Origin of the sequence: Mesorhizobium sp. M0808 (genome assembly GCF_040320025.1) — a bacterium.
Taxonomy (GTDB): domain Bacteria; phylum Pseudomonadota; class Alphaproteobacteria; order Rhizobiales; family Rhizobiaceae; genus Mesorhizobium.
Genome location: NZ_JAMYOX010000022.1, coordinates 83464 through 109694, shown reverse-complemented (window position 1 = coordinate 109694; position 26231 = coordinate 83464). Strand labels below are relative to the sequence as shown.

11 protein-coding genes and 7 pseudogenes are annotated in these 26231 nt (G+C 59.9%); 10 read left to right on the top strand and 8 right to left on the bottom strand.

All coding sequences use genetic code 11. The annotated features are described in order from the left end of the window. Window positions 1-183: 183 nt before the first annotated feature. The 3 genes from NKI25_RS23050 to NKI25_RS36515 form a co-directional block, all read right to left on the bottom strand. Window positions 184-8898 carry a Ulp1 family isopeptidase gene (locus tag NKI25_RS23050; RefSeq protein WP_352999512.1) on the bottom strand — a complete coding sequence of 2905 codons (8715 nt, stop codon included), beginning with the start codon at window positions 8896-8898 and terminating at the stop codon, window positions 184-186. Between the two features lie 283 nt (window positions 8899-9181). After that, window positions 9182-9316 carry an aldehyde dehydrogenase family protein gene (locus tag NKI25_RS36520; RefSeq protein WP_023671820.1) on the bottom strand — a complete coding sequence of 45 codons (135 nt, stop codon included), beginning with the start codon at window positions 9314-9316 and terminating at the stop codon, window positions 9182-9184. A gap of 154 nt (window positions 9317-9470) precedes the next feature. Further along, window positions 9471-9974 (bottom strand): hypothetical protein, encoded by a 504-nt coding sequence (locus tag NKI25_RS36515; RefSeq protein ID WP_502897411.1) that lies wholly within the window; start codon window positions 9972-9974, stop codon window positions 9471-9473. 259 nt (window positions 9975-10233) lie between these two features. On the opposite strand from NKI25_RS36515, the pseudogene NKI25_RS36510 reads away from it, so the two are divergent. The 4 genes and pseudogenes from NKI25_RS36510 to NKI25_RS23030 form a co-directional block, all read left to right on the top strand. After that, window positions 10234-10386 (top strand): annotated as a pseudogene (locus NKI25_RS36510) (IS6 family transposase); the annotation flags it as partial. Between the two features lie 456 nt (window positions 10387-10842). Further along, window positions 10843-11220: pseudogene (locus NKI25_RS23040) on the top strand (type IV secretory system conjugative DNA transfer family protein); the annotation flags it as partial. 674 nt (window positions 11221-11894) lie between these two features. Next, window positions 11895-14429, top strand: a complete 2535-nt coding sequence (locus tag NKI25_RS23035) for a two-component system VirA-like sensor kinase (protein WP_352572144.1) — start codon at window positions 11895-11897, stop codon at window positions 14427-14429. Between the two features lie 1091 nt (window positions 14430-15520). Continuing rightward, window positions 15521-16719: pseudogene (locus tag NKI25_RS23030) on the top strand (IS256 family transposase). Here NKI25_RS23030 and NKI25_RS23025 read toward each other — a convergent pair. Next, window positions 16720-17394: pseudogene (locus NKI25_RS23025) on the bottom strand (oxygen-independent coproporphyrinogen III oxidase); the annotation flags it as partial. It lies immediately after the preceding pseudogene. Between the two features lie 879 nt (window positions 17395-18273). Continuing rightward, complete coding sequence (locus NKI25_RS23020; protein ID WP_023679701.1) at window positions 18274-18432, bottom strand: hypothetical protein; 159 nt, start codon at window positions 18430-18432, stop codon at window positions 18274-18276. Between the two features lie 149 nt (window positions 18433-18581). Between NKI25_RS23020 and NKI25_RS23015 the strand changes: the two genes are divergently transcribed. Next, on the top strand, window positions 18582-19769 hold the full coding sequence (locus NKI25_RS23015) for a Fic family protein (protein ID WP_023679700.1): 1188 nt from the start codon (window positions 18582-18584) through the stop codon (window positions 19767-19769). Here NKI25_RS23015 and NKI25_RS23010 read toward each other — a convergent pair. Continuing rightward, window positions 19766-19948, bottom strand: coding sequence for an aminotransferase class III-fold pyridoxal phosphate-dependent enzyme (locus NKI25_RS23010; protein WP_352572141.1), 183 nt, complete (start codon window positions 19946-19948; stop codon window positions 19766-19768). The genes NKI25_RS23015 and NKI25_RS23010 overlap by 4 nt on opposite strands. A 336-nt stretch (window positions 19949-20284) precedes the next feature. Here NKI25_RS23010 and NKI25_RS23005 point away from each other — a divergent pair, with 336 nt between their 5' ends. From NKI25_RS23005 to NKI25_RS22995, 3 genes and pseudogenes are all read left to right on the top strand, one after another. After that, window positions 20285-20476: a hypothetical protein gene (locus NKI25_RS23005; protein ID WP_352572140.1), complete on the top strand. Its 192-nt coding sequence runs from the start codon at window positions 20285-20287 to the stop codon at window positions 20474-20476. A gap of 189 nt (window positions 20477-20665) precedes the next feature. Further along, window positions 20666-21099 (top strand): annotated as a pseudogene (locus tag NKI25_RS23000) (carbohydrate kinase family protein); the annotation flags it as partial. Window positions 21100-21290: 191 nt separating this feature from the next. Beyond that, window positions 21291-21825 (top strand): annotated as a pseudogene (locus NKI25_RS22995) (transposase); the annotation flags it as partial. A gap of 95 nt (window positions 21826-21920) precedes the next feature. Here NKI25_RS22995 and NKI25_RS22990 read toward each other — a convergent pair. Further along, window positions 21921-22181 (bottom strand): isopentenyl transferase family protein, encoded by a 261-nt coding sequence (locus NKI25_RS22990; RefSeq protein ID WP_352572139.1) that lies wholly within the window; start codon window positions 22179-22181, stop codon window positions 21921-21923. Between the two features lie 181 nt (window positions 22182-22362). Continuing rightward, window positions 22363-23808, bottom strand: coding sequence for an oxygen-independent coproporphyrinogen III oxidase (gene hemN, locus NKI25_RS22985; RefSeq protein WP_352572138.1), 1446 nt, complete (start codon window positions 23806-23808; stop codon window positions 22363-22365). Between the two features lie 1016 nt (window positions 23809-24824). On the opposite strand from hemN, the gene NKI25_RS22980 reads away from it, so the two are divergent. Continuing rightward, entirely contained in the window at window positions 24825-25970 is a 1146-nt protein-coding gene (locus tag NKI25_RS22980; protein WP_023679692.1) for a porin, read from the top strand. 14 nt (window positions 25971-25984) lie between these two features. Further along, window positions 25985-26194, top strand: a pseudogene (locus NKI25_RS22975) (bifunctional hydroxymethylpyrimidine kinase/phosphomethylpyrimidine kinase); the annotation flags it as partial. Window positions 26195-26231 lie beyond the last annotated feature (37 nt).

The following is a 26231-nucleotide window of genomic DNA, read 5'->3' as shown; positions in this document are numbered from 1 at the left end:
TGTTAGCTACGGAGGCACGTTGGCCGCGTGACAGTGAGCTATGCTGGAGATTGGGGTGACGAGGCTGATCAAGCCTTCCAACAGTACCAGCCTGATCAATTACAGCGAGAGCTACCGGTCCGGAGATCGCATCAGCGCCTCTGTCGTCAAGAGAGCTGTTCTGCTTGACCCCAGCCATGGAGCTCAACGCCCCGCGTCGGAGCGCTCCCTGCTTCTGAAGGAAGCCATTAGGTCCGCTCGGGCTTGATCGGAGGCTTGGCTGATGGACGTCGTGGTTGCTTCGCTCAGTTGCCGCCCCATGGCGCGGCTTTGCGGATTATCAGTCCTCTGCCTCTTCGCCGGTCTCAACAGCGCTGTGTAATGTTCATTGTTTATGATGACGCCCCCGCTGTTCACGAGGTTGCTCCTGTCAAGTGTACTCGTCAGTCCGTCCTGGGCCTCACGCTTCTTGCCCAAGTGCCGTTCAAACGGCGCTGGCGCGACTTGTTGAGCTCGAGAGATGGGTCCCTGCTCTCCTGCGTGGCCATGAGCTTGTGCCGCGGTCTGCGCAGCGGCGTCCCCAATGGCACGAGCCTCCATGCCGACTGCGTCTTCCGGACGAGCAGCAAGGGCAATTTCGCGCCCGAGTGCGAACTTCCGGACATGAGTTAGTGCACTGATGTCAGCGGTTTTCATATAGCGCTTGGCATCTTCATCCAGCGACCGCTCGTGAAGCCGATCCGCAATCCCCGGCTTTTTGTTTTCAACCAGGCATTGACTGAAACGTCTAAGAGCAGACCCATAGACCTCAACGGTACGGGGTTTCGGCCCGGTCGGCGCTGCCTCGTACGCTTTGATGAGAGCCGCTGTGTACTCTCTGATGAGCACGGCGTCGGCAGGGTGGGGATTCAGGGCAGGGCGGCCCACCACTGGCGCTCCGCCCGCCCACGTCTTGAGACGACCCAGTGACCCAGCCACGGCCGAGGGGCCGCCACCCCAGATCTCGTACTCCTTGCGATCCCGATCCAGCGACGAATCGTGAAGCCGATCCGCAATCCCCGGCTTGTTATTTTCAACGAGCCAATGACCAAAGCCGAAAAGAATATCTACATGGCGCTTGACCGTGATCTCCCCGACCTTACCGGCATAGAGTGCTGACCTCAGCCCTTCGACAAGGGTCGCATCGTTGGAATAAAGAGGACCCTTGTCGGGACCGGAGACCACTTTTGGGCGATCTGGCTGCACCGCCGCCGGCACAGAACGAGCATGGTCACGCAACTCGGACGGTGCGGGGGGATTCAGATCAACCACTGACGAATCCGGCGCATGATGATGGCGCGCCGTTGAGTGACCCGGCTGCAGCACCGAGGCACCCAGCATCGACCCACTGCCTCCGGCGTACGGCGCCGCGGCGTGTTCTTGTCCGCTCCCTTGCATCATGGGCTGCGCCTCCCATGGCAATGCACCCACTTGATGGGTGGGGGCCTGCATCAGCACGCGAGCGCCTGAATTGCCGATCTCGCTCAGCTGCGGCTCAGTGGCAACGTCCTGCAGACGACTGTTCGGGGTCCTTTGCCTCTTCGCTGGTCTCAACTCCGCTGTATCATGCTCACGGTTGATGAGGACCTCCTCGCTTGGTAGCTGGTTGCTCCTGTCCTGTGCAGCGATCCGCTCGTCCGGCGCGCGCTGGTCGCCGTCGCGCCAGCTCAGGGGACGAAAGGACCCTGCGGGATCCGAGGCTTGGTGATGGGGCCCAGTTGGCACGAAAGACGATGCCAGAACAGCGTCGTCTTCATTAGCTTTCCCAGGGGGGAGATACTCTGGCCAACTGTATTCCTCCTGCGGCCCGCTGCGCTGCGCAGCGGCGTCCCCCTTGCTCTCAAGACTTTGAAATTTAAATGGGTCCCCGGGAGCAACGTCTGGCGCTGACTGGCCGAGCCGCTTGATCTGCTGGTGAAACGTCCCAACGGGGCTTTCCTTAACCGCGTCTCGGGCCTGTCGGTCCATGAGTTCAAAGTTCGTAAGATTATTTGCCGTTCCGAATGTATTGTCACCCCTGAGGCGGGTTTGTAGTGCCTGCCGATTGACGACGAGGTTGTTGAGGTTCAGGTTATCTGGCTGCGATTGCAATCGCCCAACCAGCGCCCGCGTGCCGTCCACCACGTAGACTCCGCAATCCACCACGTTGCTCTGCTGGGCGATGCGGGATACGCCCACGCGGGTCTCCAGGCTGGCGCCCAGATTTTCTGCGAGCTCTTTTGCAAGCGTGTCATTGCATCCGTTGTAGGAGTCATAATGATAGGCAACCGGCCGTTCCCGGTCGCTGCGATCAACGAACAGCAGCGACCAATGGGTGCCGCGCTCCGCAAGAGTCTTACCGCCATCGCTCACTGGCACGAACAGGAAGTCGGCTGTGTCGTTACCGTTCTGATGGACGATGCGCTGGAATGCGCTTAGCATGACGCTCTCGGAGCCCAAGCGCAGATGATAATTGGCTACGAGGGGATCCACGAACCGCGTCCGGGCGGCGAGATCTGGATTGTTCCCCTGCAACTCCTGCTCCAGGAGTTGGTAATCCCTCTGGATATGTTCGTCGCCTAGCCATTCCAATGCGCCGAGCACCCGCCCGTCTTTAGCTTTCCCAGGGGGCCTCTCTGGCCGACCCAATGCCTCCTGCGTCCCGCTGCGCTGCGCAGCGGCGTCCCCAATGGCACGAGCCTCCATGCCGACTGCGTCTTCCGGACGAGCAGCAAGGGCAATTTCGCGCCCGGGTGCGAACTTCCGGAGATGAGCTAGTGCACTGATCCTCCGGTTACCACCGGAGTTCACATAGCGCTTGGCATCTTCATCCAGCGACCCCTCGTGAAGCCGATCCGCAATCCCCGGCTTTTTGTTTTCATGCAGGTATTCACTGAAACGTATAAGAGTAGATCCATAGACCTGAATGGTACCGCGATTCGGCCCGGTCGCAGGCGCTTCTTTGTACTCTTTGATGAGAGCCGCTGTGTAATCTCTGATGAGCGCGGCGTCGGCAGGGTAGGGATTCCGGACAGGGCGGTCGACCACTGGCGCTCCGCCCGCCAACGTCTTGAGACGACCCAGTGCTCTAGCCACGATCGAGGGGCCACCCCTGCTCTCGTACTCCGAGGGGCCACCCCTGCTCTCGTACTCCTTGCGATCCTGATCCAGCGACGATTCGTCAAGCCGAGCAGCAAATCCCGGCCTGTTATTGTCAAAGAGCCAACGACCAAAGCCGAGAAGAGAATTTACATGGCGCTTGACCGTGCTCTCCTTGACCTTACCCGCGTAAGCTGACCTCAGCCCTTCGACAACGGTCGCATCGTTGGAATAGAGGGGACCCTTGTCGCGACCGGAGACCCCTATTGGAGGATCTGGCTGCACCGCCGCCGGCACAGAACGAGCATGGTCACGCAACTCGGACGGTGCGGGGGGATTCAGATCAACCACTGACGAATCCGGCGCATGATGATGGCGCGCCGTTGAGTGACCCGGCTGCAGCACCGAGGCACCCAGCATCGACCCACTGCCTCCGGCATACGGCGCCGCGGCGTGTTCTTGTCCGCTCCCTTGCATCATGGGCTGCGCTTCCCATGGCAATGCACCCACTTGATGGGTGGGGGCCTGCATCAGCACGCGAGCGCCTGAATTGCCGATCTCGCTCAGCTGCGGCTCAGTGGCAACGTCCTGCAGACGACTGTTCAGGGTCCTTTGCCTCTTCGCTGGTCTCAACTCCGCTGTACCAGTTGGCACGAAAGACGATGGCAGAACAGCGTCGTCTTCATTAGCTTTCCCAGGGAGCTCGCGCCCGAGTTCGGACTTCCGGAGATGAGCTAGTGCACTGATCCCACCGGAGTTGTTATAGCGCTTGGCATCTTCATCCAGCGACCCCTCGTGAAGCCGAGCCGCAATCCCCGGCTTTTTGTTTTCAACCAGGTATTCACTGAAACGTCTAGGAGCAGATCCATAGGTCTGAATGGTAGCGGGATTCGGCCCGGTCGGCGCTGCCTTGTACTCTTTGATGGGAGCCGCTGTGTAATCTCTGATGAGCGCGGCGTCGGCAGGGTCGGGATTATTCAGGACAGCGGCGCGGTCCAGCACTGGCGCTCCGCCCGCCCACGTCTTGAGATGACCCACTGCTCTAGCCACGTCCGAGGAGCCACTCTTGCTCTCGTACTCCTTGAGATCCGGATCCAGCGACTCCTCGTGAAGCCGAGCAGCAAATCCCGGCCTGTTATTATCAAAGAGCCAACGACCAAAGCCGAGAAGAGAATTTACATGGCGCTTGACCGTGCTCTCCAATGCTGACCTCAGCCCTTCGACAACAGTCGCATCGTTGGAATAAAGAGGACGCTTGTCGGGACCGGAGACCCCTATTGGAGGATCTGGCTGCACCGCCGGCGGCACAGAACGAGCATGGTCACGCAACTCGGACGGTGCGGGGGGATTCAGATCAACCACTGACGAATCGCGCGCCGTTGAGTGACCCGGCTGCAGCACCGAGGCACCCAGCATCGACCCACTGCCTCGGGCGTAGGGCGCCGCGGCGTGTTCTTGTCCGCTCCCTTGCATGAGTTGCGCCTCCCATGGCGATCGTAGAAGGTCCGCGTGCGGAATCGAGTCGAAATATCCCGACAAATCAGCGTCGACCATCTGCTTTTGCGACCGAGCCAGCGTTTCGGCCACCGCGGCCTCGCCAACCGCGGAGGGCGTCTCCTCAGCCCTGGCGAACGCTGGCCCGGCAGGCGCCGCCGGCACAGAACGAGCATGGTCACGCAACTCGAACGGTGCGGGGGGATTCAGATCAACCACTGACGAATCGCGCGCCGTTGAGTGACCCGGCTGCAGCACCGAGGCACCCAGCATCGACCCACTGCCTCCGGCGTAGGGCGCCGCGGCGTGTTCTTGTCCGCTCCCTTGCGTCATGAGTTGCGCCTCCCATGGCGATCGTAGAAGGTCCGCGTGCGGAATCGAGTCGAAATATCCCGACAAATCAGCGTCGACCTTCTGCTTTTGCAACCGAGCCCACCTTTCGGCCACCGCGGCCTCGCCAACCGCGGAGGGCGTCTCCCCAGCCCTGGCGAACGCTGGCCCGGCAGGCGCCGCCGGCACAGAACGAGCATGGTCACGCAACTCGAACGGTGCGAGGGGATTCAGATCAACCACTGACGAATCCGGCGCATCATGATGGCGCGCCCTTGAGTGACTCGGCTGCAGCACCGAGGCACCCAGCATCGACCCACTGCCTCCGGCGTAGGGCGCCGCGGCGTGTTCTTGTCCGCTCCCTTGCACCATGAGTTGCGCCTCCCATGGCGATGTATCCACTTGAGGGCCGGGATCATGCACTGGTTCGTCCATTTGCTTTTGCAACCGAGCCCACCTTTCGGCCACCGCGGCCTCGCCAACCGCGGAGGGCGTCTCCTCAGCCCTGGCGAACGCTGGCCCGGCAGGCGCCGCCGGCACAGAACGAGCATGGTCACGCAAATCGGACGGTGCGAGGGGATTCAGATCAACCACTGACGAATCCGGCGCATCATGATGGCGCGCCCTTGAGTGACCCGGCTGCAGCACCGAGGCACCCAGCATCGACCCACTGCCTCCGGTATGCGGTGCCAGGTGCTCGTCCCCCAGCATCATGGGCTGCGCCTCCCATGGCAATGCACCCACTTGATGGGTGGGGGCCTGCATCAGCACGCGAGCGCCTGAATTGCCGATCTCGCTCAGCTGCTTAGCTTTCCCAGGGAGCTTCTCTGGCCGACCCAATGCCTTCTGCGGCCCGCTGTGCTGCGCAGCGGCGTCCCCAATGGCACGAGCCTCCATGCCGACTGCGTCTTCCGGACGAGCAGCAAGGGCAATTTCGCGCCCGAGTGCGGCGTACGGCGGGAACTTCCGGAGATGAGCTAGTGCACTGATCCACCGGTTACCACTGGAGTCCAAATAACGCCTGGCATCTTCATCCAGCGACCCCTCGTAAAGCCGAGCCGCAATCCCCGGCCTGTTGTTTTCATGCAGGTATTGACTGAAACGTCTAAGAGTAGCCGCATAGTCCTGAGTGGTTTTGGGATTCGGCCCGGTCGCAGGCTCTGCCTCGTACTTTTTGATGAGAGCCGCTTTGTAATCTCTGATGAGCTCGGCGTCGACAGGGTCGGGATTCAGGGCAGCGCGGCCCACCATTGGCGCTCCGCCCGCCGACTCTTTGAGACGACCCAGTGCTCTAGCCACGTTCGAGGAGCCACTCTCGCGCTGGTACTCCTTGAGATCCTGATCCAGCAACGGATCGTCAAGCCGAGCAGCAAATCCCGGCTTGTTATTATCAAAGAGCCAACGACCAAAGCCGAGAAGAGAATTTACATGGTCCGTGACCGTGCGCTCCCCGACCTTACCGGCATAGAGTGCTGACCGCAGCCCTTCGACAACGGTCGCATCGTTGGAATAAAGAGGACGCTTGTCGCGACCGGAGACCACTACTGGAGGATCTGGCTGCACCGCCGCCGGCATAGAACGAGCATGGTCACGCAACTCGAACGGTGCGGGGGGATTCAGATCAACCACTGACGAATCCGGCGCATGATGATGGCGTGTTTCCCCGGGAACAACGTCCCGTACGAACACCGAGTCTGGGTTGCCTTGGTCCGGCGCGACTGGAGCCAGGGCTCTGTCGTGCAACGCTCGCGCTGACTGGCCGAGCCGCTTGATCCGCTGGTGAAACGTCCCAACGGGGCTTTCCTTAACCGCGTCTCGCGCCTGTCGGTCCATGAGTTCAAAGTTCGTGAGATAATTTGCCGTTCCAGATGTATCGTCACCCATGAGTCGGGTTTGTAGTGCCTGCCGATTGACGACGAGGTTGTTGAGGTTCAGGTCTGGCAGGTCTGGCAGGTCTGGCTGCCATCTTTGCAATCGCCCAACCAGCGCCCGCGTGCCGTCCACCACGTAGACTCCGCAATCCCACTCGTTGCTCTGCTGGGCGATGCGGGGTAAGTCCACGCGGGTCTCCAGGCTGGCGCCCAGCCTTTCTGCGAGGTGTTTTGCAAGCTTGTCATGCCATCCGCTGACGGAGTCATAATGATAGGCAACCGGCCGTTCCCGGTCGCTGCGATCAACGAACAGCAGCGACCAATGTTTGCCGCGCTCCGCAAGAGTCTTACCGCCATCGCTCACTGGCACGAACAGGAAGTCGGCTGTGTCGTTACCGTTCTGATTATGGACGATGCGCTGGAATGCGCTTAGCTTGTCGCTCTCGGAGCCCAAGCGCAGATGATAATTGGCTACGAGGGGATCCACGAACCGCGTCCGGGCGGCGAGATCTGGATTGTTCCCCTGCAACTCCTGCTCCAGGAGCTGGTAATCCCTGTGGATATGTTCGTCGCCTAGCAATTGCAATGCGCCGAGCACCCGCCCGCTGGGGTCGCCGAAAACACCAAAAAACCCTTCGACCGCGGGGGACATCCCCTCAGGAAAGAGCTCTGGCGAGGCGGAATTCCCCGCCCGCAAGCTGGGCGGAGCGAATTCCGGTGGCCTCAGTGGCACCTCCTCGCTTGGTAGCAGGTTGCTCCTGTCCTGTGCAGCGATCCGCTCGTCCGGCGCGCGCTGGTCGCCGTCGCGCCAGATCAGGGGACGAAAGGACTCTGCGGGATCCGAGGCTTGGTGATGGTGCCCAGTTGGTACGAAAGACGATGGCAGAACAGCGGCGTCTTCATTAGCTTCCCCAGGGAGCTTCTCTGGCCGACCCAATGCCTTCTGCGGCCCGCTGTGCTGCGCAGCGGCGTCCCCAATGGCACGAGCCTCCATGCCGACTGCGTCTTCCGGACGAGCAGCAAGGGCAATTTCGCGCCCGAGTGCGGCGGACGGCAGGAACTTCCGGAGTTGAGCTAGTGCAATGATCCTCCGGTCACCACTGGAGTCCTTATAGCGCTTGGCATCTTCATCCAGCGACTCCTCGTGAAGCCGAGCCGCAATCCCCGGCTTGTTGTTTTCAACCAGGTATTCACTGAAACGTCTAAGAGTAGCTCCATAGTCGTGAATGGTTTGGCGATTCGGCCCGGTCGCAGGCGCTCCCTTGTACTCTTTGATGAGAGCCGCTTTGTACTCTTTGATGAGCACGGCGTCGGCAGGGTCGGGATTCAGGACAGCGCGGCCCACCATTGGCACTCCGCCCGCCGACTCTCTGAGACGACGCAGTGCCACAGCCACAGTCGAGGAGCCACCACTGCTCTCGTACTCCTTGAGATCTTCATCCAGCGACTTCTCGTGAAGCCGAGCAGCAAATCCCGGCTTGTTATTTTTAAAGAGCCAACGACCAAAGCCGTAAAGAGAATTTACATGGCGCTTGACCGTTTCCTCCTTGGCCTTACCCGCGTAGAGTGACCTCAGCCCTTCGACAACGGTCGCATCGTTGGAATAAAGAGGACGCTTGCAGCCGCGACCGTCGGAGACCACTACTGGAGGATCTGGCTGCACCGCCGCCGGCACGGGGGAACGAGCATGGTCACGCAACTCGAACGGTGCGGAAGGATTCAGATCACCCACTGACGAATCCGGCGCATGATGATGGCGCGCCGTTGAGTGACCCGGCTGCAGCACCGAGGCACCTAGCATCGACCCACTGCCTCCGGCGTACGGCGCCGCGGCGTGTTCTTGTCCGCTCCCTTGCATCATGGGCTGCGCTTCCCATGGGGCCGCGCCTTCGATGAGGCTCAGGTCTCCCTGAGACGGATGAGGATGGAACGGGTCTGGCAGAGCCGGAACGGCGGGGGCGGGAATTTGGGCAGCGGCTTGGCGCGCCTCGCCCGAGCGCTGCTCAAAGCCCTCTTGCCCGGCCTGTGCCGCTTGCTCTTGAGATGCCGGGGGCTGCACCTGCCGCCAACCTGTTACATTGGATAGGTCAAATTTGTGCCGGTTCACGCTAGCCTCACGTCCACAGATCAGCTGAGCAACCTACTCGGGCATACTTACGAGAAGCTGACGAGGTCCGCGGTCCCGGAGCGGGTAGGCCTAATTTTCTGCGCGCCGATTGCGCTGGCGCGACGTAGCCCGGCCTTTTGCCAGCTCGGCAGCTACGGCTCGCAAAGAGCGTCGTAAGGCTTGCGGAGCCGCCCCTCAGCTCCCGTCGAGGAGCAATCCACAATTCACATATTTGGAGATGGCTCGCTGGTTTACCGGTCTGCGAGCCCTGCAAGCCCATGCTTCAGATGCCGCCCGTGCAGAGGTATTTCATTTCGAGGTAGTCCTCGAGGCAATGGCGGGAACCCTCCCGCCCGATGCCGGACTGCTTCACTCGGCCGAAAGGCGCGGCTTCCGACGACATGCGTCCCGTGTTCATACCACTATGCCATATTCCAAGGCCTCGGCCACACGCCAAACACGCTTCCGTTTAAGGCACAAATGTGGGGGAAGGCCGTAGATCGTGTCGTTGGCCTCATGCACGACCTATCCGCATCGTCGAAGCAATCACAGGCGCCAGCCGCCCGAATGTCTCATTCTTGCGCGATGGTCATCTCGCTGGAGACAGGACCGATAGTTCGACGTGCCATTCGCGCGATGCGTTTGCCCCCGCATCGAATTCTGCGGCCTTTCGCGACGGCATCGGCGATATGGGATTCGATTTTGGCCAGAGCCTGCCTGTCGATCAGCGCACCGATCGCCACTCCGGAGCAAAGCCCTTGCCAACGATAAGTGGCGGACTTTCTCCACGAACTCTCGACAAACACCTTCGTGAACGCCTGACTGGACGGGGGTAGCCATGCCGAACAGGTCGCATAACCACGCCATCGTTCGGCGACTGCAGCCGCGAAGCGTCTCGAACACATCGGCTCGATGCGGTTGCGTCCAGAATGCATCAGCGAGCGGCGGGAGTCTTCGCTATATTCGCCCCCGACATCCCGAGGTCCACCAGCTTGCCTGCCAAAAAGGGGTGTTGCATGAATAAACCCGCTTTCGTCGCCGGCAGCCGCGCGCCCAGCAAGGACGACAGTCTCCATAGCAAGAATGCGAGATGATCATGGTATTCAGCGGCAGCGTGCCGGCGAAATTGGGTTTTCGGCAAGCCAAATAGCGCGATGCAGAAGGATGGTGAGGATTTCGCGTCCGCCACTGCGATGCATAGAGCCACCCTTCGGAACCGACCAGCGCAACAAAGCTCGTTATGCGGCGCGTAGGTTCGTAGACGCTTATCCAGTATCGAGATAACAAGGCCGCTGCGCAGGAACGAACTCTGAGAGCGCACCCTGCGAGAGGTTGCGCTTGCTGACGCGGCTGTGGAAGAAGCAGGGGCTCGCGCCGAAGCGCATGATCACCGACTAGCTTCGCTCGTATGGAGCGGCAAAGCGACAGATGATGCCGGACGTCGAGCACCGGTCGCACAACCCGCTTCCCTTGGCGTCGGATCAATCGTGTTGAATCAAGGGCTTGAGCAAGCCTGGTCCCAGGAGGCGGTTTCAGGTGCATGGGGCAGTACTATTCACAAGAGGGTGCGAACGGGGCATAGCGTGCGCACTCGAAGGCGTCAGCGGGAGCGTCAGCTACATAGTCGATAACACGCGCTTTTTACCTCGGTCTCGGCTCGCAACGATGGATTGCTAACGGCGAACTCATGCTGGTCGGCAAGGCGATACTGGCTGGAGCATCAACTCGGCCGACGAGAGTGGCCACACCATCCTAGACAGGATCGGCCGATATGCCCGGCATCGCCGCTCTGCAAAAAGCACAGCGGGCATCCAGACGTTGCCGGGTTGACTATGGGTGTCCGAACCGCGAAAAGAGGCCGCTCTTTATGAGTGGCGTGCGCTGGCAGTCTAACCCCAAGCCCCCCGCCCGGGCTGCCGGCGCGCTTCTAGGAACATCGAGGTAGATGACGAGACTCCGAACTACATTTCCAAAGCTATCGGTGGATTCACATTTCAAGCCCAATCGATTTCCTACAGCCAGGCGCGAACGTTCGATTGGAACGTTCAGAATTCACATCAAGGTGCACCGCTGTTGCGTCCCGAACAGGTGCGGCTGCTCGATGACGACTACGAGATTGTTCTCATCAAAGGTCTGCCACCATTAAAATTGAGGAAGGTGCGTTATTTCTCGGATCGCATTCTGAAACGCATCTTTGAAAGCCAGACAGGCGCCCTCCCGGAGCCGGCGCCCTTGATGGGAGCAGAGGAGGCGCTCTCCGCAGAATCTCAACTCGATGACCCGCTGTGTGAATTGGCGCAGGACTTTGACGATACAGTTTGATGTGAGGCTAGTATGGACCCGCGAAATAGTAATCCATCCCGTGTAACAGCTTTGTCGCAGGTGCAGGACGCCGGCTTGGAAGACGGGCAAGCGGTCCAGGCCCGGCGAGTGGGCTTTGAGCAGCACGTGTCCGAGGCGCTCCGGCCGCTGTTCGATGGTCGAGCTGACGAGCCGCCTACCGGTCCAGAGGAGCTTCTGCGACTGGAAAAGGGGTTTCGCGAGGTGCTTCAGCGACTGGAACAGGGGTTTCGCGAGGTGCTTCAGCGAGGGCAGGATCATCAAGCCGCCTCGTCTTTTTTCAGCGATCCAAGGATGCCCGCTGGACGGGATGACCCCAAGGGAAGCGTGTCGGACGCTTTCGCAGCAGCCGGCTCTAGGCACGCCGGAGTTGAGGCCGCCGCCCCGCCAGTGTTAGCTGCCAGCCAACAGCAGATCCGGCCCTCGCCAGTTGCGTTTGACCGACCGGTATCATCCTCGGCTGCTGCAGGCGTGCGCTTGTATGCCCCTTCGATGATCTCTCGGAAGACCAGTTCCGAAAACTGCGATCAGTTGCCCGCCTTGTGCTGCCGCCTCGCCGTCGAGGTCGAAACGCCCGCGAATCAATGGAAGGTCAGCGGGCCATGGGGGCAGAGTGCAACGGCGTCTACACCGCCTATTTGAGGGGAGAGGTACACTTGGCTTTCCTGTTCCAGCAGCATCCGGCCGCACACCGACGCGATGGGGAGCTAGAATTCAAATCGGACCTTCGCAAGGCACGCACCGCGGATCAAACGCCGTTCGTTTGGGAAAAATGGCTCAGTACCGACAAAGCTTCTGTAATGGCCCTAGTGGCCTCGGTCGCGCTCTTGGTCGCGATACAGTGGCAAGACCCCCAGATCAACGAGGCGGTCCTAAGCGAACTGCGGACGATTCAGATCAACTACGCATTGCTCCAGCGAGACGTCGCCCGCGCCGACATGGTATTGGACTTCCGTTCCGTTGCTTCTACCGGGCAAGCATTAAAAAGGAACCTTCAAAACTACCAACGCCTTGTTGAGATTTCGCCCAATGAGAGCTCCGGGGTGCACTCCAGGTTGGTTGCACAGCTCAAAAATTCCCTCGAAAACACAGAAGCTGCCATCTCGGCCTCGGCCGCGCAAAATGAGCTTCTGCAAAGCTCTCTCGTACGCTTTGCTCGCTCGGCTAATCGCCTTCGGGGGGGAGTGTCGAACAGGCCTGAATTTTCCAATCTGATCCTTCAATTTTCGGCCAGACCGGGATTCAGCCTCGCATTACAAATCGATCAGTCTCTCCGCCGACTTCCTCCTAGCCAGGACCAAGTCACGGAGGATGTTGCCCGCGAGGGCCGCGCTATCCTGTCCTCAATGTTGAGGTTGGACCGCGCTGTCAATCGGATCCCATCCTTCGACACGTTCGCCAAGGCTGCCGAATTGGAGCGAGAACATCTGAAAGCCTACAGCTTCGCCAGCGCGCAAGCGCAGCGTACACGACTTTTCTTTGGCTTGGTGTCCATATGCCTCTGCTTGTTTGCGACCATTCGAGCCTCCACGCTGCATGTGCGGACGAACCGGTTGGAAAGGCGGTTAGAGCTTGAAGCGGCGATGAGTGAGATCGAAGCTTGTTTCATCGACAGTCAAGCAACGAAGGCTTCGCGGCGCTTCTCCACCGAAGCAGCGCTTAGACTCATTCAATGCGTTTTCGATGCGGATCAATGCGCGCTTGCTCTGGTGGATCCGAGTATCAGCAGGAATACCGAGTACTTTGTCGCGAACAAGCGCATGCGCGTCTGGAACGCCACGCTAATCCATGAAGTCGTCTCACTTGTACACCCGGAACAGCCAGTGTTTCGCGTCGTTCCGGCGTCGGAAGTGGTTCGGACTGCCGTAGGCACTACCGGTGTTTGTCAAATTGTTGGTTGCAGGGCCTCCGATCAGCAGGCTGCGGTTTGTATCCTTGTTTTTGAAGGAGATCGCTCACCACCCTCCACAGACGACCTCCTGGTTCTGGCGAGCGCTACTGTGCGTTTAGGCAACCATCTTGAAATGCAACGTGTACACACGGAACGTAACCTTTTTGAGAGTCGATGGGAGCATGCGGAAAGGCTGACGGCTGTCGGCACAATCGCAAGCGGCGTTACACATGAATTCAATAATGTTCTAGGAGCAATAGTCGGCTACGCAGAGATGGCTAAAGGTCTTGTGCGTCGCCCCTCGAGAATTCGGGGCCACATCGGCCAAATTATCTTGGCCAGCAACCGAGCCAAACTGATTATTGATCAAATTTTGTCACTAAGCCGAAATCGGAAGCGCGTGACGATGCCTTTCGACGTCTCGGAGAGTGTAATGGATCTCGCGCCATTGCTGCGGGTTACACTTCGTGCGGATGTTCAGTTGAACCTCAAGATCAACGAGTGGCAAACGGTGATCGAGGGCAGCCCGACCGAGATACAGCAGATCCTTATGAATCTATGCAAGAACGCGTCGGAGGCTCTCTTGAATGAGGGCCGTGTCGAGATTAGCGTTTCTCGCGCTCACGTCTGTCAAACGAAGCCCGTGGCTAAGGGCAACTTGAAACCGGGAGATTACGTTCTCCTCTCCATCAGCGACGATGGCCAAGGAATCGCAAGTTCGGTGCTTCCGCATATCTTTGAGCCCTTTTTTACCACGCGCTCTCGCGTCGGCGGGACCGGACTGGGTCTTGCTGCAGTGGACCGCCATGTGAGCGCGCTCGCAGGATGCCTTGACGTCACCTCGGCTGTTGGCCGAGGTACACGCTTCGATCTCTACTTACCGGCCTGCGCTGAGGAGCAGGTCAGAGCTGATAGCGCTTTCGGCCCATGCGATGGATCACTTGGCAACGGAGAAATCATTGCAGTCGTTGACCCCGATCCAGCAGCGTTGGAGATCTACAAGGATAAGATCGCCGCGCTGGGTTATAAGCCGGTCGGCTTCGCGACCTTCGAGAGTCTTTGCGACTGGATCGAGAGCGGGAAGGCAGCCGACCTCCTAATTTTCGATAAAGCGACTTTCCTCGGGCCAGGACAGCCCGAAGCCGTACGTACCACCCTGATGACGGTGCCCATCATCGTCGTTGGTGGAAGCGACCCCATGCCGATCACATCTGGTAATCAGACCTTCGTCCTTTGGCTAGCCAAACCGGTCTCGTCCAGGACGATGGAGCATGCAATTCGTAGGATGATAATGGCATGATGCCGCCGACGCGCTCAGGATACCGAGCTACCGAGGCAGTCGGAGGCGGAGCCGGCTGGGATCCAGCAAATACAAGAGCGTCGGACGATCTCTGCGCACCCGGCTCATGGCGAGTTCCCCTCGAAAACTGTCGTCGGCTTCCGCCCAAGGAAGGGCTCCCCGACCACGGCAAACCTGCCGCCGTGCTCGTGACCGTCAAGGACAAGTCGCCGCGCGATGGGGTCTGCGGGCCTCCATCCTTGACAAGTCACTGCGCGCTGGCGGCGACAGGCGACGGGTAATATAAGGTCGGGACGAGGAGATGGTCGCCAATCGGTCACACAAGATGGTTGACGAAATGACTCGAGAGCAAAGCTTGACAATCATCGCCCCATTCACGCCAGACTTCTCCTGTGCGTTCATCATCGGCTACGGCTCCTCGCTGCCCCGACAAGGCTATCGCCGCCCGGCCGGGCAAGCGATATCCCAGGTTCCGACGTGTTCCTTTCATGCTTGATGGACCTAGGCCCCGGCAGGGCGGGAGCATGAGGCTGGGTTCTCGGTCGCGGATCTGTGAGGCAAGCACGGGGTAAGCGACGGCTCGACCCACCATTGGGAAGGCCGGCTTCGGCACGGAGGTGCGGCCTCGGCGTTGAGAGGCATCGGATCGGGTGTAGCAGGACTTTCGAACTAACTGCCGACAACACACTGGATAGGCTGTTCTCGTCGTTCGGTCCAGTTCACCAACGCCTATGTCGACATTTTACGGCGCTTCACTACTAACCGGGCACCGCACGATGGCAGCTCGTTCTCTCCGGCAAAAGATACTCCCTGTGTTAGCTTCCGTGTGTTGCTTGCCCTCACCTGCGGGATACGTAAGGCCATCCCTAATCCCAAAGCGATGCTCCCGCCCTACGCGGACAAAACCGTTTTCGAAGTCCACTATTCGCTATTCGGTCGTGTCCCATCAGGTGGTGTAGCTCGGCGGTAGCGAAGCCGCTCACGAGCGCGCCGTTAGTAGCGCTGTAGCGAGCGAGCGGCGTGTGGGTGGTCATCGGCGCTTTCCGGTAGGGTTTGGTTGTTGACGCCAACCCATTTCGGAAGGACCACCGATGACCGACGACATGATGAACCTGCGCACGCTCGTGGAGAAGACCCCGGATGCCGATCTGCTGCGGGAGATGATCGGCTTTGCCGCCGAGCGACTGATGGAAAGGGAGGTGGGCGCGGCCACCGGCGCCAGCTATGGCGAGAAGAACCCGCTGCGGCTCGCCCAGCGCAATGGCTACCGCGACCGGGACTGGGAGACGCGGGCCGGCACGGTCGAGCTGCGCATCCCGAAGCTCAGGAAGGGAAGCTACTTCCCAGGTTTCCTCGAACCGCGCCGCATGGCCGAGAAGGCGCTAACCGCCGTCATCCAGGAAGCTTATGTGCAAGGCATCTCGACCCGGTCGGTTGACGACCTGGTCAAGGCCATGGGTATGAGCGGCATATCCAAGAGCCAGGTCTCGCGGCTGTGCGAGGAGATCGACGGGAAGGTGAAGGCCTTCCTCGAGCGGCCGATCGAGGGCGATTGGCCATACTGTGGATCGACGCCACTTACCTGAAGGTCCGCCGCGGTGGGCGGATCGTCTCGGTCGCCGTTATCATCGCCGTCGGCGTCAACGCGGACGGCCGGCGCGAGGTACTGGGCATGGAGATTGGCACCTCGGAGGCCGAGCCGATCTGGACAGAGTTCCTGCGCAAGCTGACACGTCGCGGCCTGCGCGGCGTCAAGCTCGTCGTCTCCGATGCTCACGAAGGCCTCAAGGCGGCCGTCACCAAGGTGCTGTGCGCGACATGGCAGAGGTGCCGCGTCCACTTCATGAGGAACGTGCTGGCCCATGCCGGCAAGAGCGGCCGCAGGGTCGTCTCAGCCTTCATCGCCACCGCTTTCGCCCAGGAAACGCCCGAGGCCGCGTCCGTACAATGGCGCGCCGTCGCCGACCAGATCCGGCCGAAGGTGCCGAAGCTGGCGACAATCATGGACGACGCCGAGCCCGACGTGCTGGCCTACATGACCTTCCCCAAGGAACATCGCGCCAAGCTCCACTCGACAAATCCGATCGAACGTCTCAACGGCGAGATCAAGCGGCGCACCGAGGTCGTCGGAATCTTCCCGAACGACGATGCGATCGTGCGCCTCGTCGGCGCAATCCTGCTCGAACAGAACGATGAATGGGCAGTGCAGCGGGCCAGATATATGACTCTGGAAACGATCAGCCAGATGAGCGATGATCCCCTGATCAGCCTGCCAGCCGTGGCGCGCTGATCAGCCCGGCCCATGCCGGAGAGCACGGCGACTAATGCCGCCAGCTACACCACGCCGCGGGACACGATCCACTATTCCGTCCTTGGCCAGCATCGCCAAACGCTCATCTGAACCGCGAAGACGGATCGGATCAGATCCGTGGGCGACACAGATTGCCGGCACGTCAGCCTCGAAATCGCACATTAATCGCTCGATGATTGCGGCTCGCACGCGGTCGTCGTCTGTGAGGCGATGGCCCTTCGATGTCGCCAGTCGGCCAGCTGCGATGTGCCGGATGTAGAAATCCCGTGTAACTTCGTTTTGAACGTACCCTTGGCCGATGCGGCCGATAGCCGACGCGCCGAAACCGATCAGGGTTCTGCAGGTATCGGCAGAGTAGCCCAACGAGTTACGTCGCAGGCGACCTGTTTCCTGTGCCAGCGCGAGCTCGTCGTGCGGCAAGGCGAAATGGTCGAGCCCGATCTCTCGGTAGCCGGCGGCAACCAGCGTCACGGCGGCAGCCGCATGCTGTTCAGCGCGGGCAGCGATGTGGGGAAGAAATTTCGCCTCGATGAGGCGCTGGTTCTTTATTTGGGATGGGATATGCGAGTAGCCGAACAAGGCAAGCCGGTCGGGGCGCATGGCGACCGCTGCCCTCGCCGTCTCGACCCACTACTCCACCGTTTGACGCGGCAGGCGTCCCATGGTGATAACAAACCACCTTGCCGCTGAGCTCGCCTGTGTCTTTGCGTTATGCCAGTCCGTTCCGCTTAGATGTCTTGGCTGTTCCCGCCGAGACCTCACGCGCACCGTTTTATTCCCACCATCCCTCCCCGTCAGCTCCGCCTGGGAAATTCTGCCAGCTTGCCGGATCCGACGAGATAATGCAGCACTGGGACGGACTTTGCTCGCCAGCTAGCGACCGTGGTGATCTCTGCCAAAAGGACGAGGCCATGAACGCGATCGGCGCTAACGGTGGCGGTTTGTATAAGCCTTGGGGTGGGAACTGGGCCTTCTATGCTGGCGCCACATACAAGCTCAACGAGACAACTTCGTTCTACCTTCGGCTCTCCCGGTGACCAGCTCTCAGTAGCGTCGCGGCAAACGTTGCCTATGGGCTTCTTTTCGATTTCACAGCTACGGCGACTCCAAACTCAGCAGTCGGCAAGATGGAAGCTTCCAACGGGAACTGCCCAATGCGAACAAGAAGAGCAGTGTCGGCAGTAATCCTGCGCCTCGAACGCTCATCCTAACGCCGTGAAGCGTTGAGCTCCGAGGTTGAGCAGACCAAGCCCGCAACACGCTCCAAGAGAACGGCGCATAGAAGCCATACGAGATTGCAGCCTAGCCTCGGGGCCGGGACGTTGTGTCATATCAGACCGGTGGGGATGAAGCCTGCCATCCAGCACCCAGTCAGTTTCAGGTCAAACTTGAACTCCCAGTCGGGTCAGAACGCGATCAACTGGCAGTCCGACGCACTTAAAAATGACAAATGGACCGGGCGCGAGAGAACAAGCTCACACAGCATAAGCGAAGCTCCAGGCGAATCTTGCGCTGGCCGAGGCAGAACCATGTTTAAAGCTGCCTGTTTTCCACCTCGAACCTGTCTGAGTCCGGCCGATCGTCATAGATCGGCCAAAGCATCGGCCAGATGGCTCCCCCAATTACGGTTTGTGCATAGTTGTCAGTGCGATAGGCCTGCCGAACATCGGCCATGATCATCATCGGCAGCATCGATTTGTGTCCAAGCTTGGCAGCGGTGGCAGTGCCGAGGCCCGCAAGTCCGCATGCCGACGATCGGCCAGAAGATCGGCCAAACAATCTGGTCAACTGAAAATTTAAGTTTATAATCACGCATTTGGCGGAACCCAAGATCGGCCAATATGGAAGAGAGCGTACAGCGCATCGAACCGGCACGCCTACCCGATGTATCCGAAACTATCTCGGATGCGCTGGTAGAGCTGTCGGCGACGTCGGCTGTTTTGGGCAAAAGCCTGCACTCGCGTACCGCAGCCAACCTAGCCGATCTCGTGCGCATCATGAACACCTACTACAGCAACCTGATCGAAGGCCACGATACGCGCCCGCGCGACATCGAACGGGCGCTGGTCGGAAACTTCGATCGAGACGAGAACCGCCGCAATCTGCAGCTCGAGGCGGCCGCGCACGTTCGCCTGCAAGCCGAGATCGACCGCCTGGCTGCCGATGGGCAGTTGCCGGAACCAGCATCGGTAGGTTTTCTTCGATGGCTGCACGCGGAATTCTATCGCGATGCCGAAGCGCCCATGCTGACCATCAAGGGTGCCGGCCGTGAGTTCGTCATGGCGCCAGGTGAGTGGCGATCGAAGCCAGAGCATGACGTCGCCATCGGCCGGCATGAACCGCCTTCGAGCGATCGCGTCAACGATTTCATGCAATACTTTGCCATGCGTTATCGCTTCGATAAGCTGGGCAAGGCCGGACGCATCCTGACCATTCCTGCCGCGCATCACCGCTTCAACTACATTCACCCGTTTCCGGACGGCAACGGACGCGTCAGCCGATTGATGAGCCACGCCATGGCCCATCAGGCCGGGATCGCCGCGCACGGGCTGTGGTCGATCTCACGAGGCTTGGCACGTGGCGTGAAAAGCCGAATGGATTACAAGAGCATGATGGATCATGCCGATATGCCCCGCCAGGGTGATCTCGACGGACGTGGCAACCTCTCCGAACGCGCGCTCGGCGATTTTACCTTATGGTTCCTGCAGGCGTGTATCGATCAGGTGAGCTTCATGACCGGACTGTTCGATCTCGACACGTTGGCCAAGCGGCTGTATCGCCATGTGGAGCGCAGTGGTCTGAAGCCCGAAGCCGGCCGCCTCGTGGAGGAAGCGCTCACGCGCGGTGAGTTTGACCGCGGCGAGGCATCCCGTATTAGCGGACTACCCGAACGTACGGCGCGTCGACTGTTCAATGACGTAATCGCGCTCGGACTATTGGCGTCGGAAACGCCAAAGGGCCCAGTGTCCCTACGCTTTCCGGCGGACGCTCTGGACGCGCTGTTTCCGAAGCTTTTTCCGGAAACCTAAAAGCATAGGGCGCTCACGATCTTAAGCCACTTCTCCTCGGAACCGGAAAGATTGTCGCCGGATCGCCCGAAGCCGCAGACCACCTCGTCGGACAGCATGAGGATGTCGTGTTTGCGCAGCACCGCCTGAACCTTTGGAAAATAATCCTCCTGTGGCACCAGCATGCCGCCGGCGCCCATGATCGGCTCGGCGAGCGGATCAGGGCGTCGAGTTCCTGGGCCAGGCGCGTTGTCCGCGCGGCCGGCAGACCATCCAGATAGTGAAATGGCCGCGCCGCGAATATGACGGGAAGCGGCGGCAGGTTGAAGGACTTGTGCATGTGCGGCAGGCCACTCAGCGCCGCGCCCGTGAGCGCCAGCGAGTGGTCGTCGGCGGGCTCGATGGCGCTATCAGGTCGGGGACTCGACCTCTATGATCATCACCGATTTAATTCAAATTTGTCTGTATATATTGACGAGTTGCACTACCTTCACCTCGTAAACGGCAATGCGGGCGGATAGAGAGGGTTCTATGATATGACAAGCGATTTTTCCGCCGCCCGAGGGCATTTAGATCGAGCGTATGACTACCTTTGTGGGGATGACCCGATGAGTCAAAGGGGCCGCGAAGCCTTGGATCTGCTAATTGAGGCGGTTGCCGTCGAAGAGTTCAAGCAGCCACGCCAAAGCGCGGAGGTGCTAAGGTTTCCGATCGGGCGCGGCTGCTGAGGTCATCTCCACGGCTGCCATGTAGCCTCAGGTGCAGGGACTCGCCGCCCCGTGAGGGCCGGGAGAACGCGTTGGCAAAAGGAAAGCCCACTTGCCAGACCCGCGCCCGGCCGGCGTGGTAAGAAGGCCGGCGGGTTCCCAAGCGGAGACATTGACGCCGGACTATGACGTTCTTTGCATCGGCAATGCAGCGCCGGCAACACCGCCGCCGGCGTAGGCAGCTTCGGCGGGCGCGCCGCCTTCTTCGGCAGGTGTCGAACGACCTCTCGGCGAGATCTACGCCCACGACATCCACGCCCAGGGCGTCGCCTTCGACACCGAACCGCTAGTGGGACAACCACCGACGGCATGCTCGATGATCTTCGTCACGCCCGATGGCGAGCGCTTATCTCGGCGCCTGCTTCGAACTCGGCCCCGACGATGTCGAACGGGACAAGGCTTCGGGCACCAAGGTCACTTATTTCGAGGGCTATCTGGGGGACCCGCCGCGCGCCAAGCAAGCGATTCGGCAGACCGCGCGGCTGGCGCATGCCGCTGGGCGCGAAGTGTCGATGACGCTGTCGTATTCGTTTTGCGTCGACCCCTACCGCGACGAGTTCGTCGAGCTGATCCGCTCCGGCACGGCAGCAGCAGGTCGTCTGGATCGCCGGGACTATCCGGGTGAGTACGTCGGGGTAGTGTGCTGAGAGTTCTGCAAATTCGCTGAGAGGGGGCGGTCATGGCAGGCTGGTGATTGTTCACGTCACCTGATTCCCGCGAAGGAACGCCACCATGACCAAGACTGAAGTTAAGACCGCCAGCGCTGCCGTCAAGCAAGGGCGTCGAGTTGGTCGTGTCCGACGATCATGCTGGCCTGGTGGCAGCAATCGGCGAGGTGATCCCCGAAGCCGCCTGGCAACGCTGCTACGTGCACTTCCTCAGGAACGCGCTCGATCATCTGCCGAGGAAGCACGGCGACGACTGCCTGCAGGAATTGCGCTGGCTCTACGACCGGCGCGATCTCGCAGAGGCCAGGGCTGATCTTGCCGCATGGCTTGCCAAATGGTCGGCACGCTATCCGCGCCTGACAGGCTGGGCCGAGGATGCCATCGAACAAACCCTGACCTTCTTCAGGCTGCCGAGACAGCACCACAAGCATCTCAAATCCACCAACATGCTGGAGCGGCTCAACGAGGAAATCCGCCGGCGCACCTATGTCGTGCGCATCTTCCCCAACACCGAAAGCTGCCTGCGCCTGGTCAGGGCCTTGGCCGTCGAGACCAATGAAAACTGGATGGAGGCCAACCGATACATCAACATGGACGACCATGCGCGAGCACAAGAAGCTCGCTCTGCGCCAAGCCGCATGACCAGCATCATGGCCGCCCCATTTTGCAGAACTTGACGCACACAACCGGCTTTGCTCTCTCTACAAAGGCATCGGAGTTGCCGAGCCGCAACCGCCTTACATGCCACTGAAAGCGCCAGCCCGATGCTGACTCGCGCATGTGAATTGAGAAGGGAGATCGAGCCGGCTTCGAGTGAGCCCAGGCTGAGATCTAAGCTCGTCCACGTGCATGATCAGCTTACTACGGGCAGTCACGGCGTGGATGTGCCCGCGGTTAGGGGGCGTATCCAAGTAAACCCGCTGGGTAGATTGCAGTTCGGAATCCGAGGCACGCCCGCTGCCCGTAGCGATTTGAGGACAGCATTGTACACGATCCAACGCAATGACCGGCCGTCCGATCTCTCGTCCAATTTAAATTGAAACGTCTGTCTTGCCGCTGCAGGTCGGCCCGTAAATCAAATGGATTAGCATGTGTTTACCGCTTAGAAGCCCTTGTTTTTCGAACTGCCGACAACACACTGGATAGGCTGTTCTCGTCGTTCGGTCGAGTTCACCTCGCCTATGTCGGCATTTTACGGCGCTTCACTACTAATCGGGCACCGCACGATGGCAGCTCGTTCTCTCCGGCAAAAGATACTCCCTGTGTTAGCTTCCGTGTTGTGTGCTTGCCCTCACCTGCGGGATACGTAAGGCCATCCCTAAAAGCATCGAATGCGGCAGCGACAGCGCGAATCCCAAAGCGATGCTCCCGCCGTACGCGGACAAAACCGTTTTCGAAGTCCACTATTCCGTCCTTGGCCAGCATCGCCAAACGCTCATCTGAACCGCGAAGACGGATCGGATCAGATCCGTGGGCGACACAGATTGCCGGCACGTCAGCCTCGAAATCGCACATTAATCGCTCGATGATTGCGGCTCGCACGCGGTCGTCGTCTGTGAGGCGATGGCCCTTCGATGTCGCCAGTCGGCCAGCTGCGATGTGCCGGATGTAGAAATCCCGTGTAACTTCGTTTTGAACGTACCCCTGGCCGATGCGGCCGATAGCCGACGCGCCGAAACCGATCAGGGTTCTGCAGGTATCGGCAGAGTAGCCCAACGAGTTACGTCGCAAGCGACCTGTTTCCTGTGCCAGCGCGAGCTCGTCGTGCGGCAAGGCGAAATGGTCGAGCCCGATCTCTCGGTAGCCGGCGGCAACCAGCGTCACGGCGACAGCCGCATGCTGTTCAGCGCGGGCAGCGCTGTGGGGAAGAAATTCCGCCTCGATGAGGCGCTGGTTCTTTATTTGGGATGGGATATGCGAGTAGCCGAACAAGGCAAGCCGGTCGGGGCGCATGGCGACCGCTGCCCTCGCCGTCTCGACGCACGACTCCACCGTTTGACGCGGCAGGCCGTAGATGAGGTCGAAGTTGATCCGGTTTACTCCATGCCGGCGCAGCATTTCCACGGCAGCCGACGTCTGGGCCTCGCTCTGGATTCGGTTGATCGCTTTTTGAACAATGGGATCGAAGCTCTGTACGCCCAGGCTCGCGCGGTTCACGCCGGCCGCTCCCAAGCCTTCCGCCATCTCGGGCGTGAGCGTGCGTGGATCGATCTCGATGGCGACCGTAGCTGTTTTCGAGATGGCGAAGCGGCATCGCAGGAACTCCATCAGAGCGAGGAACTCGGCTGGTCCGATGAGAGACGGCGTTCCGCCGCCGAAATGTATGTCGCTCACGGGCAGCGTCTTCGGCACTCGCTCGCAAACCAGACGGATCTCGTCACGCAGCGCCGCCAGATAGTTGAGGATGGGCGCATCATGGCGGGTGATGGTGGTTGGGAAGCCGCAATACCAGCAGGCTGATCGGCAGAACGGAACGTGCAGATAGAGTGACACCGGATCCTCAGCCGGCAGGTTCCTGAGCCATGCCTCATAAGCCTCGGCGCCGACCGCCCCGGAGAACTCCGACACAGCCGGATAGATAGTGTACCAAGGCAGCCGGGCCTCTCGAAATTTTGTGGTCTGCAAAGGCACAATCCCATACTGATAGCAACCAACCCTACCCACCGCGCCCGCCTGGGTCCTTGCGCTATGTCAGTCCGTTCCGTTTGGGCTCGAATCTAGATCTTTTTAGCAATGGGCGCCGTTCAGTCTTAGGCTGGACAGCGATGGTCTGAGCACCTGGTCACCGACTGATGATGGTGATCCGTCAGACCCTCACGCGCCCCTTTTGTTCGACTATCCCATCCCTTCCCTTCACCTGCGCCTCGGAGATTCTACTGAGCGCAGCTGCCGCAATGGGCGAGACATACGGGCTTGGGACCAGATTTTGCTCGCCAGATAGTGCCGGCCCCCTTAGTGAACTCTGCCATGTCGATGAGCTCGTTGTTTGAATTGCTGGCAAGATGCATTAGCTGTGGCGCGCCGCTTTCAGGACGAGAACCTGCTCGGCGCGACAGTCCTGTCCGCCGCAATGCCAAGGCAGGCGCCCTACTGGCTTTGATGCAAGGCTGCAGCGCGTAGTTGTCGACCATCAGCTCGCCAAAATGACGGCGTCGTGCCGAGCGGTCCCGCCGCATGATGCCTCAACGTCGGGCTCACCACAAACAATGCTCTCCCCATGAACGAAACTGTCGCGAAGCGAACAGTCGAACCGTAGCCGAAACGTTTTCCGTTCGTGCTTGGGTGGATCCGCAAGGCAAAAACAAGGAAGTGCGAACCAAGGTCCGCCCGCACAATTGAGCTTCAAGCCGCAGCTGGTCGTCAGGCTGGCACGTCATTTGCGGTCGAATGCAGGACCGTTTGTGACGCCTACCTCTACCAGCTGAGTTGACTGTGATGATTGTACAAAACTTTGCACACCTCCATTTCGGCGATAATTACGTTATCGGCAGCTAAAACCAAATATTTTACAACAATGACCAGAGTACATTCTAGTCCTTCCTTCAGGGCTTAGCTGACGGCCCAGCACAACTGCGCGCGTTTCAAAGTTGTTCTCAGAATCACTCGTGTCCATCACTTTATTATTAAAGCGGAGATCGACAATGACCATTAGGAGCCTCCTCCTCGGCTCAACTGCGGCACTGATTGCCGTTTCCAACGCTCGCGCCGTCACCACCGCCGCCGAGCCTGACCCGACTGAGTACGTCAAGATCTGCAACGTCTACGGCTCGGGCTACGTCTACATTTCAGGCACCGAGACCTGCCTGCGAATCGGCGGCTCTGTCCGTTACAACGTCGGATTGTTTGATCACGCAAGAACCTCGGATGTGAGGACTGGTGAGCATCAGGGCACATGGCAAAACAACACGCGCTTCACATTGAAAACTTGGACCGGCCAGGAGACCGAACTCGGCACGTTGAAGACCTACACCGAAACCCGCATGAACTTCGGCAACCGCCACACTTCGGTTTCGGACAGTTCTCGGTCCTATGCCTTCAACGGAGACAGCACCTTGACTTTCGCCTGGATTCAGCTTGGTGGCCTCCGAGTTGGTAAGGACTGGTCGGCCTTCGACATGTTTATTGGCGGCGCGGGTGACGTACTCAACCAGACGCCGGTTCCGTACGGCTCTTTCGATACCAATGTGGTTCAGTACTACTTCGACGCCGGGAACGGCTTTTCGGCCGTGGTTTCGCTCGAAGAAGGCTCGGGCGTGGTCGGCACAATCGACAGCTACGCACCGCACGTAGTCGGCGGCTTGAAATACACACATGGCTGGGGCGCGATCACCGGCGTTGCCGCTTATGATAGCAACTACGAATCGGTGGCCGCCAAGGTCCGTGTCGACATCAATGTCACCAACGAACTGTTGCTGTTCGGAATGCTCGGCTACGGTTCCAACGGCAAGCTCAACGACGACTCCACGAACGCCATCGACGCTCATGGTCGCGGCTTCTATAAGAGTTGGGGCGGGAACTGGGCTTTCTGGGCTGGCGCCACTTACAAACTCAACGAGACAACTTCGTTCAACCTTCAGCTCTCCGGTAATCAGCTCAAGAACCATGGTGTCGCTGCAAACGTCGCGTATGCGTTTCTTCCAGATTTCACAGTTACGGCGGAACTCGACTATGGCCGATACGGTAACTTCGCCGTCGGCAAGGTGGACGGCGCTTCCAACATGAATTGGACCAACGCCAACAAGAAGAGCAGTGTCGGCGGAATGCTGCGTTTCGAACGCTCATTCTAACGGATGAAAGGGCGCTGAGGCAGGCATCGCATGTACTTGTCGTCGGCGGATCGGACTCCAGTGGGGGTGCCGGAATCGCGCGCGATATCGAGACGCTCTCCTCCATGGGCGTGCGCAGCTGCCTTGCCGTCACTGCGGTGACGGTGCAAACACACGACAGCGTCACGGACATCCTTCATCTGCAACCCGGTCTGGTGGCCAATCAGATGCGTGCAGCGATCTCGCGGGCGTCGCGGCGTAGTGAGCGCGGGCGCGGCCGTG

Coding starts and splice junctions, on each gene's coding strand:
- NKI25_RS23005 (WP_352572140.1), top strand. CDS start 20,285: ATGACAAGCGATTTTTCCGCCGCCCGAGGGCATTTAGATCGAGCGTAT.
- NKI25_RS22980 (WP_023679692.1), top strand. CDS start 24,825: ATGACCATTAGGAGCCTCCTCCTCGGCTCAACTGCGGCACTGATTGCC.
- NKI25_RS36515 (WP_502897411.1), bottom strand. CDS start 9,974: ATGGAGACTGTCGTCCTTGCTGGGCGCGCGGCTGCCGGCGACGAAAGC.
- NKI25_RS23020 (WP_023679701.1), bottom strand. CDS start 18,432: ATGCTGCCGATGATGATCATGGCCGATGTTCGGCAGGCCTATCGCACT.
- NKI25_RS36520 (WP_023671820.1), bottom strand. CDS start 9,316: ATGAACACGGGACGCATGTCGTCGGAAGCCGCGCCTTTCGGCCGAGTG.
- NKI25_RS23015 (WP_023679700.1), top strand. CDS start 18,582: ATGGAAGAGAGCGTACAGCGCATCGAACCGGCACGCCTACCCGATGTA.
- NKI25_RS23010 (WP_352572141.1), bottom strand. CDS start 19,948: ATGGGCGCCGGCGGCATGCTGGTGCCACAGGAGGATTATTTTCCAAAG.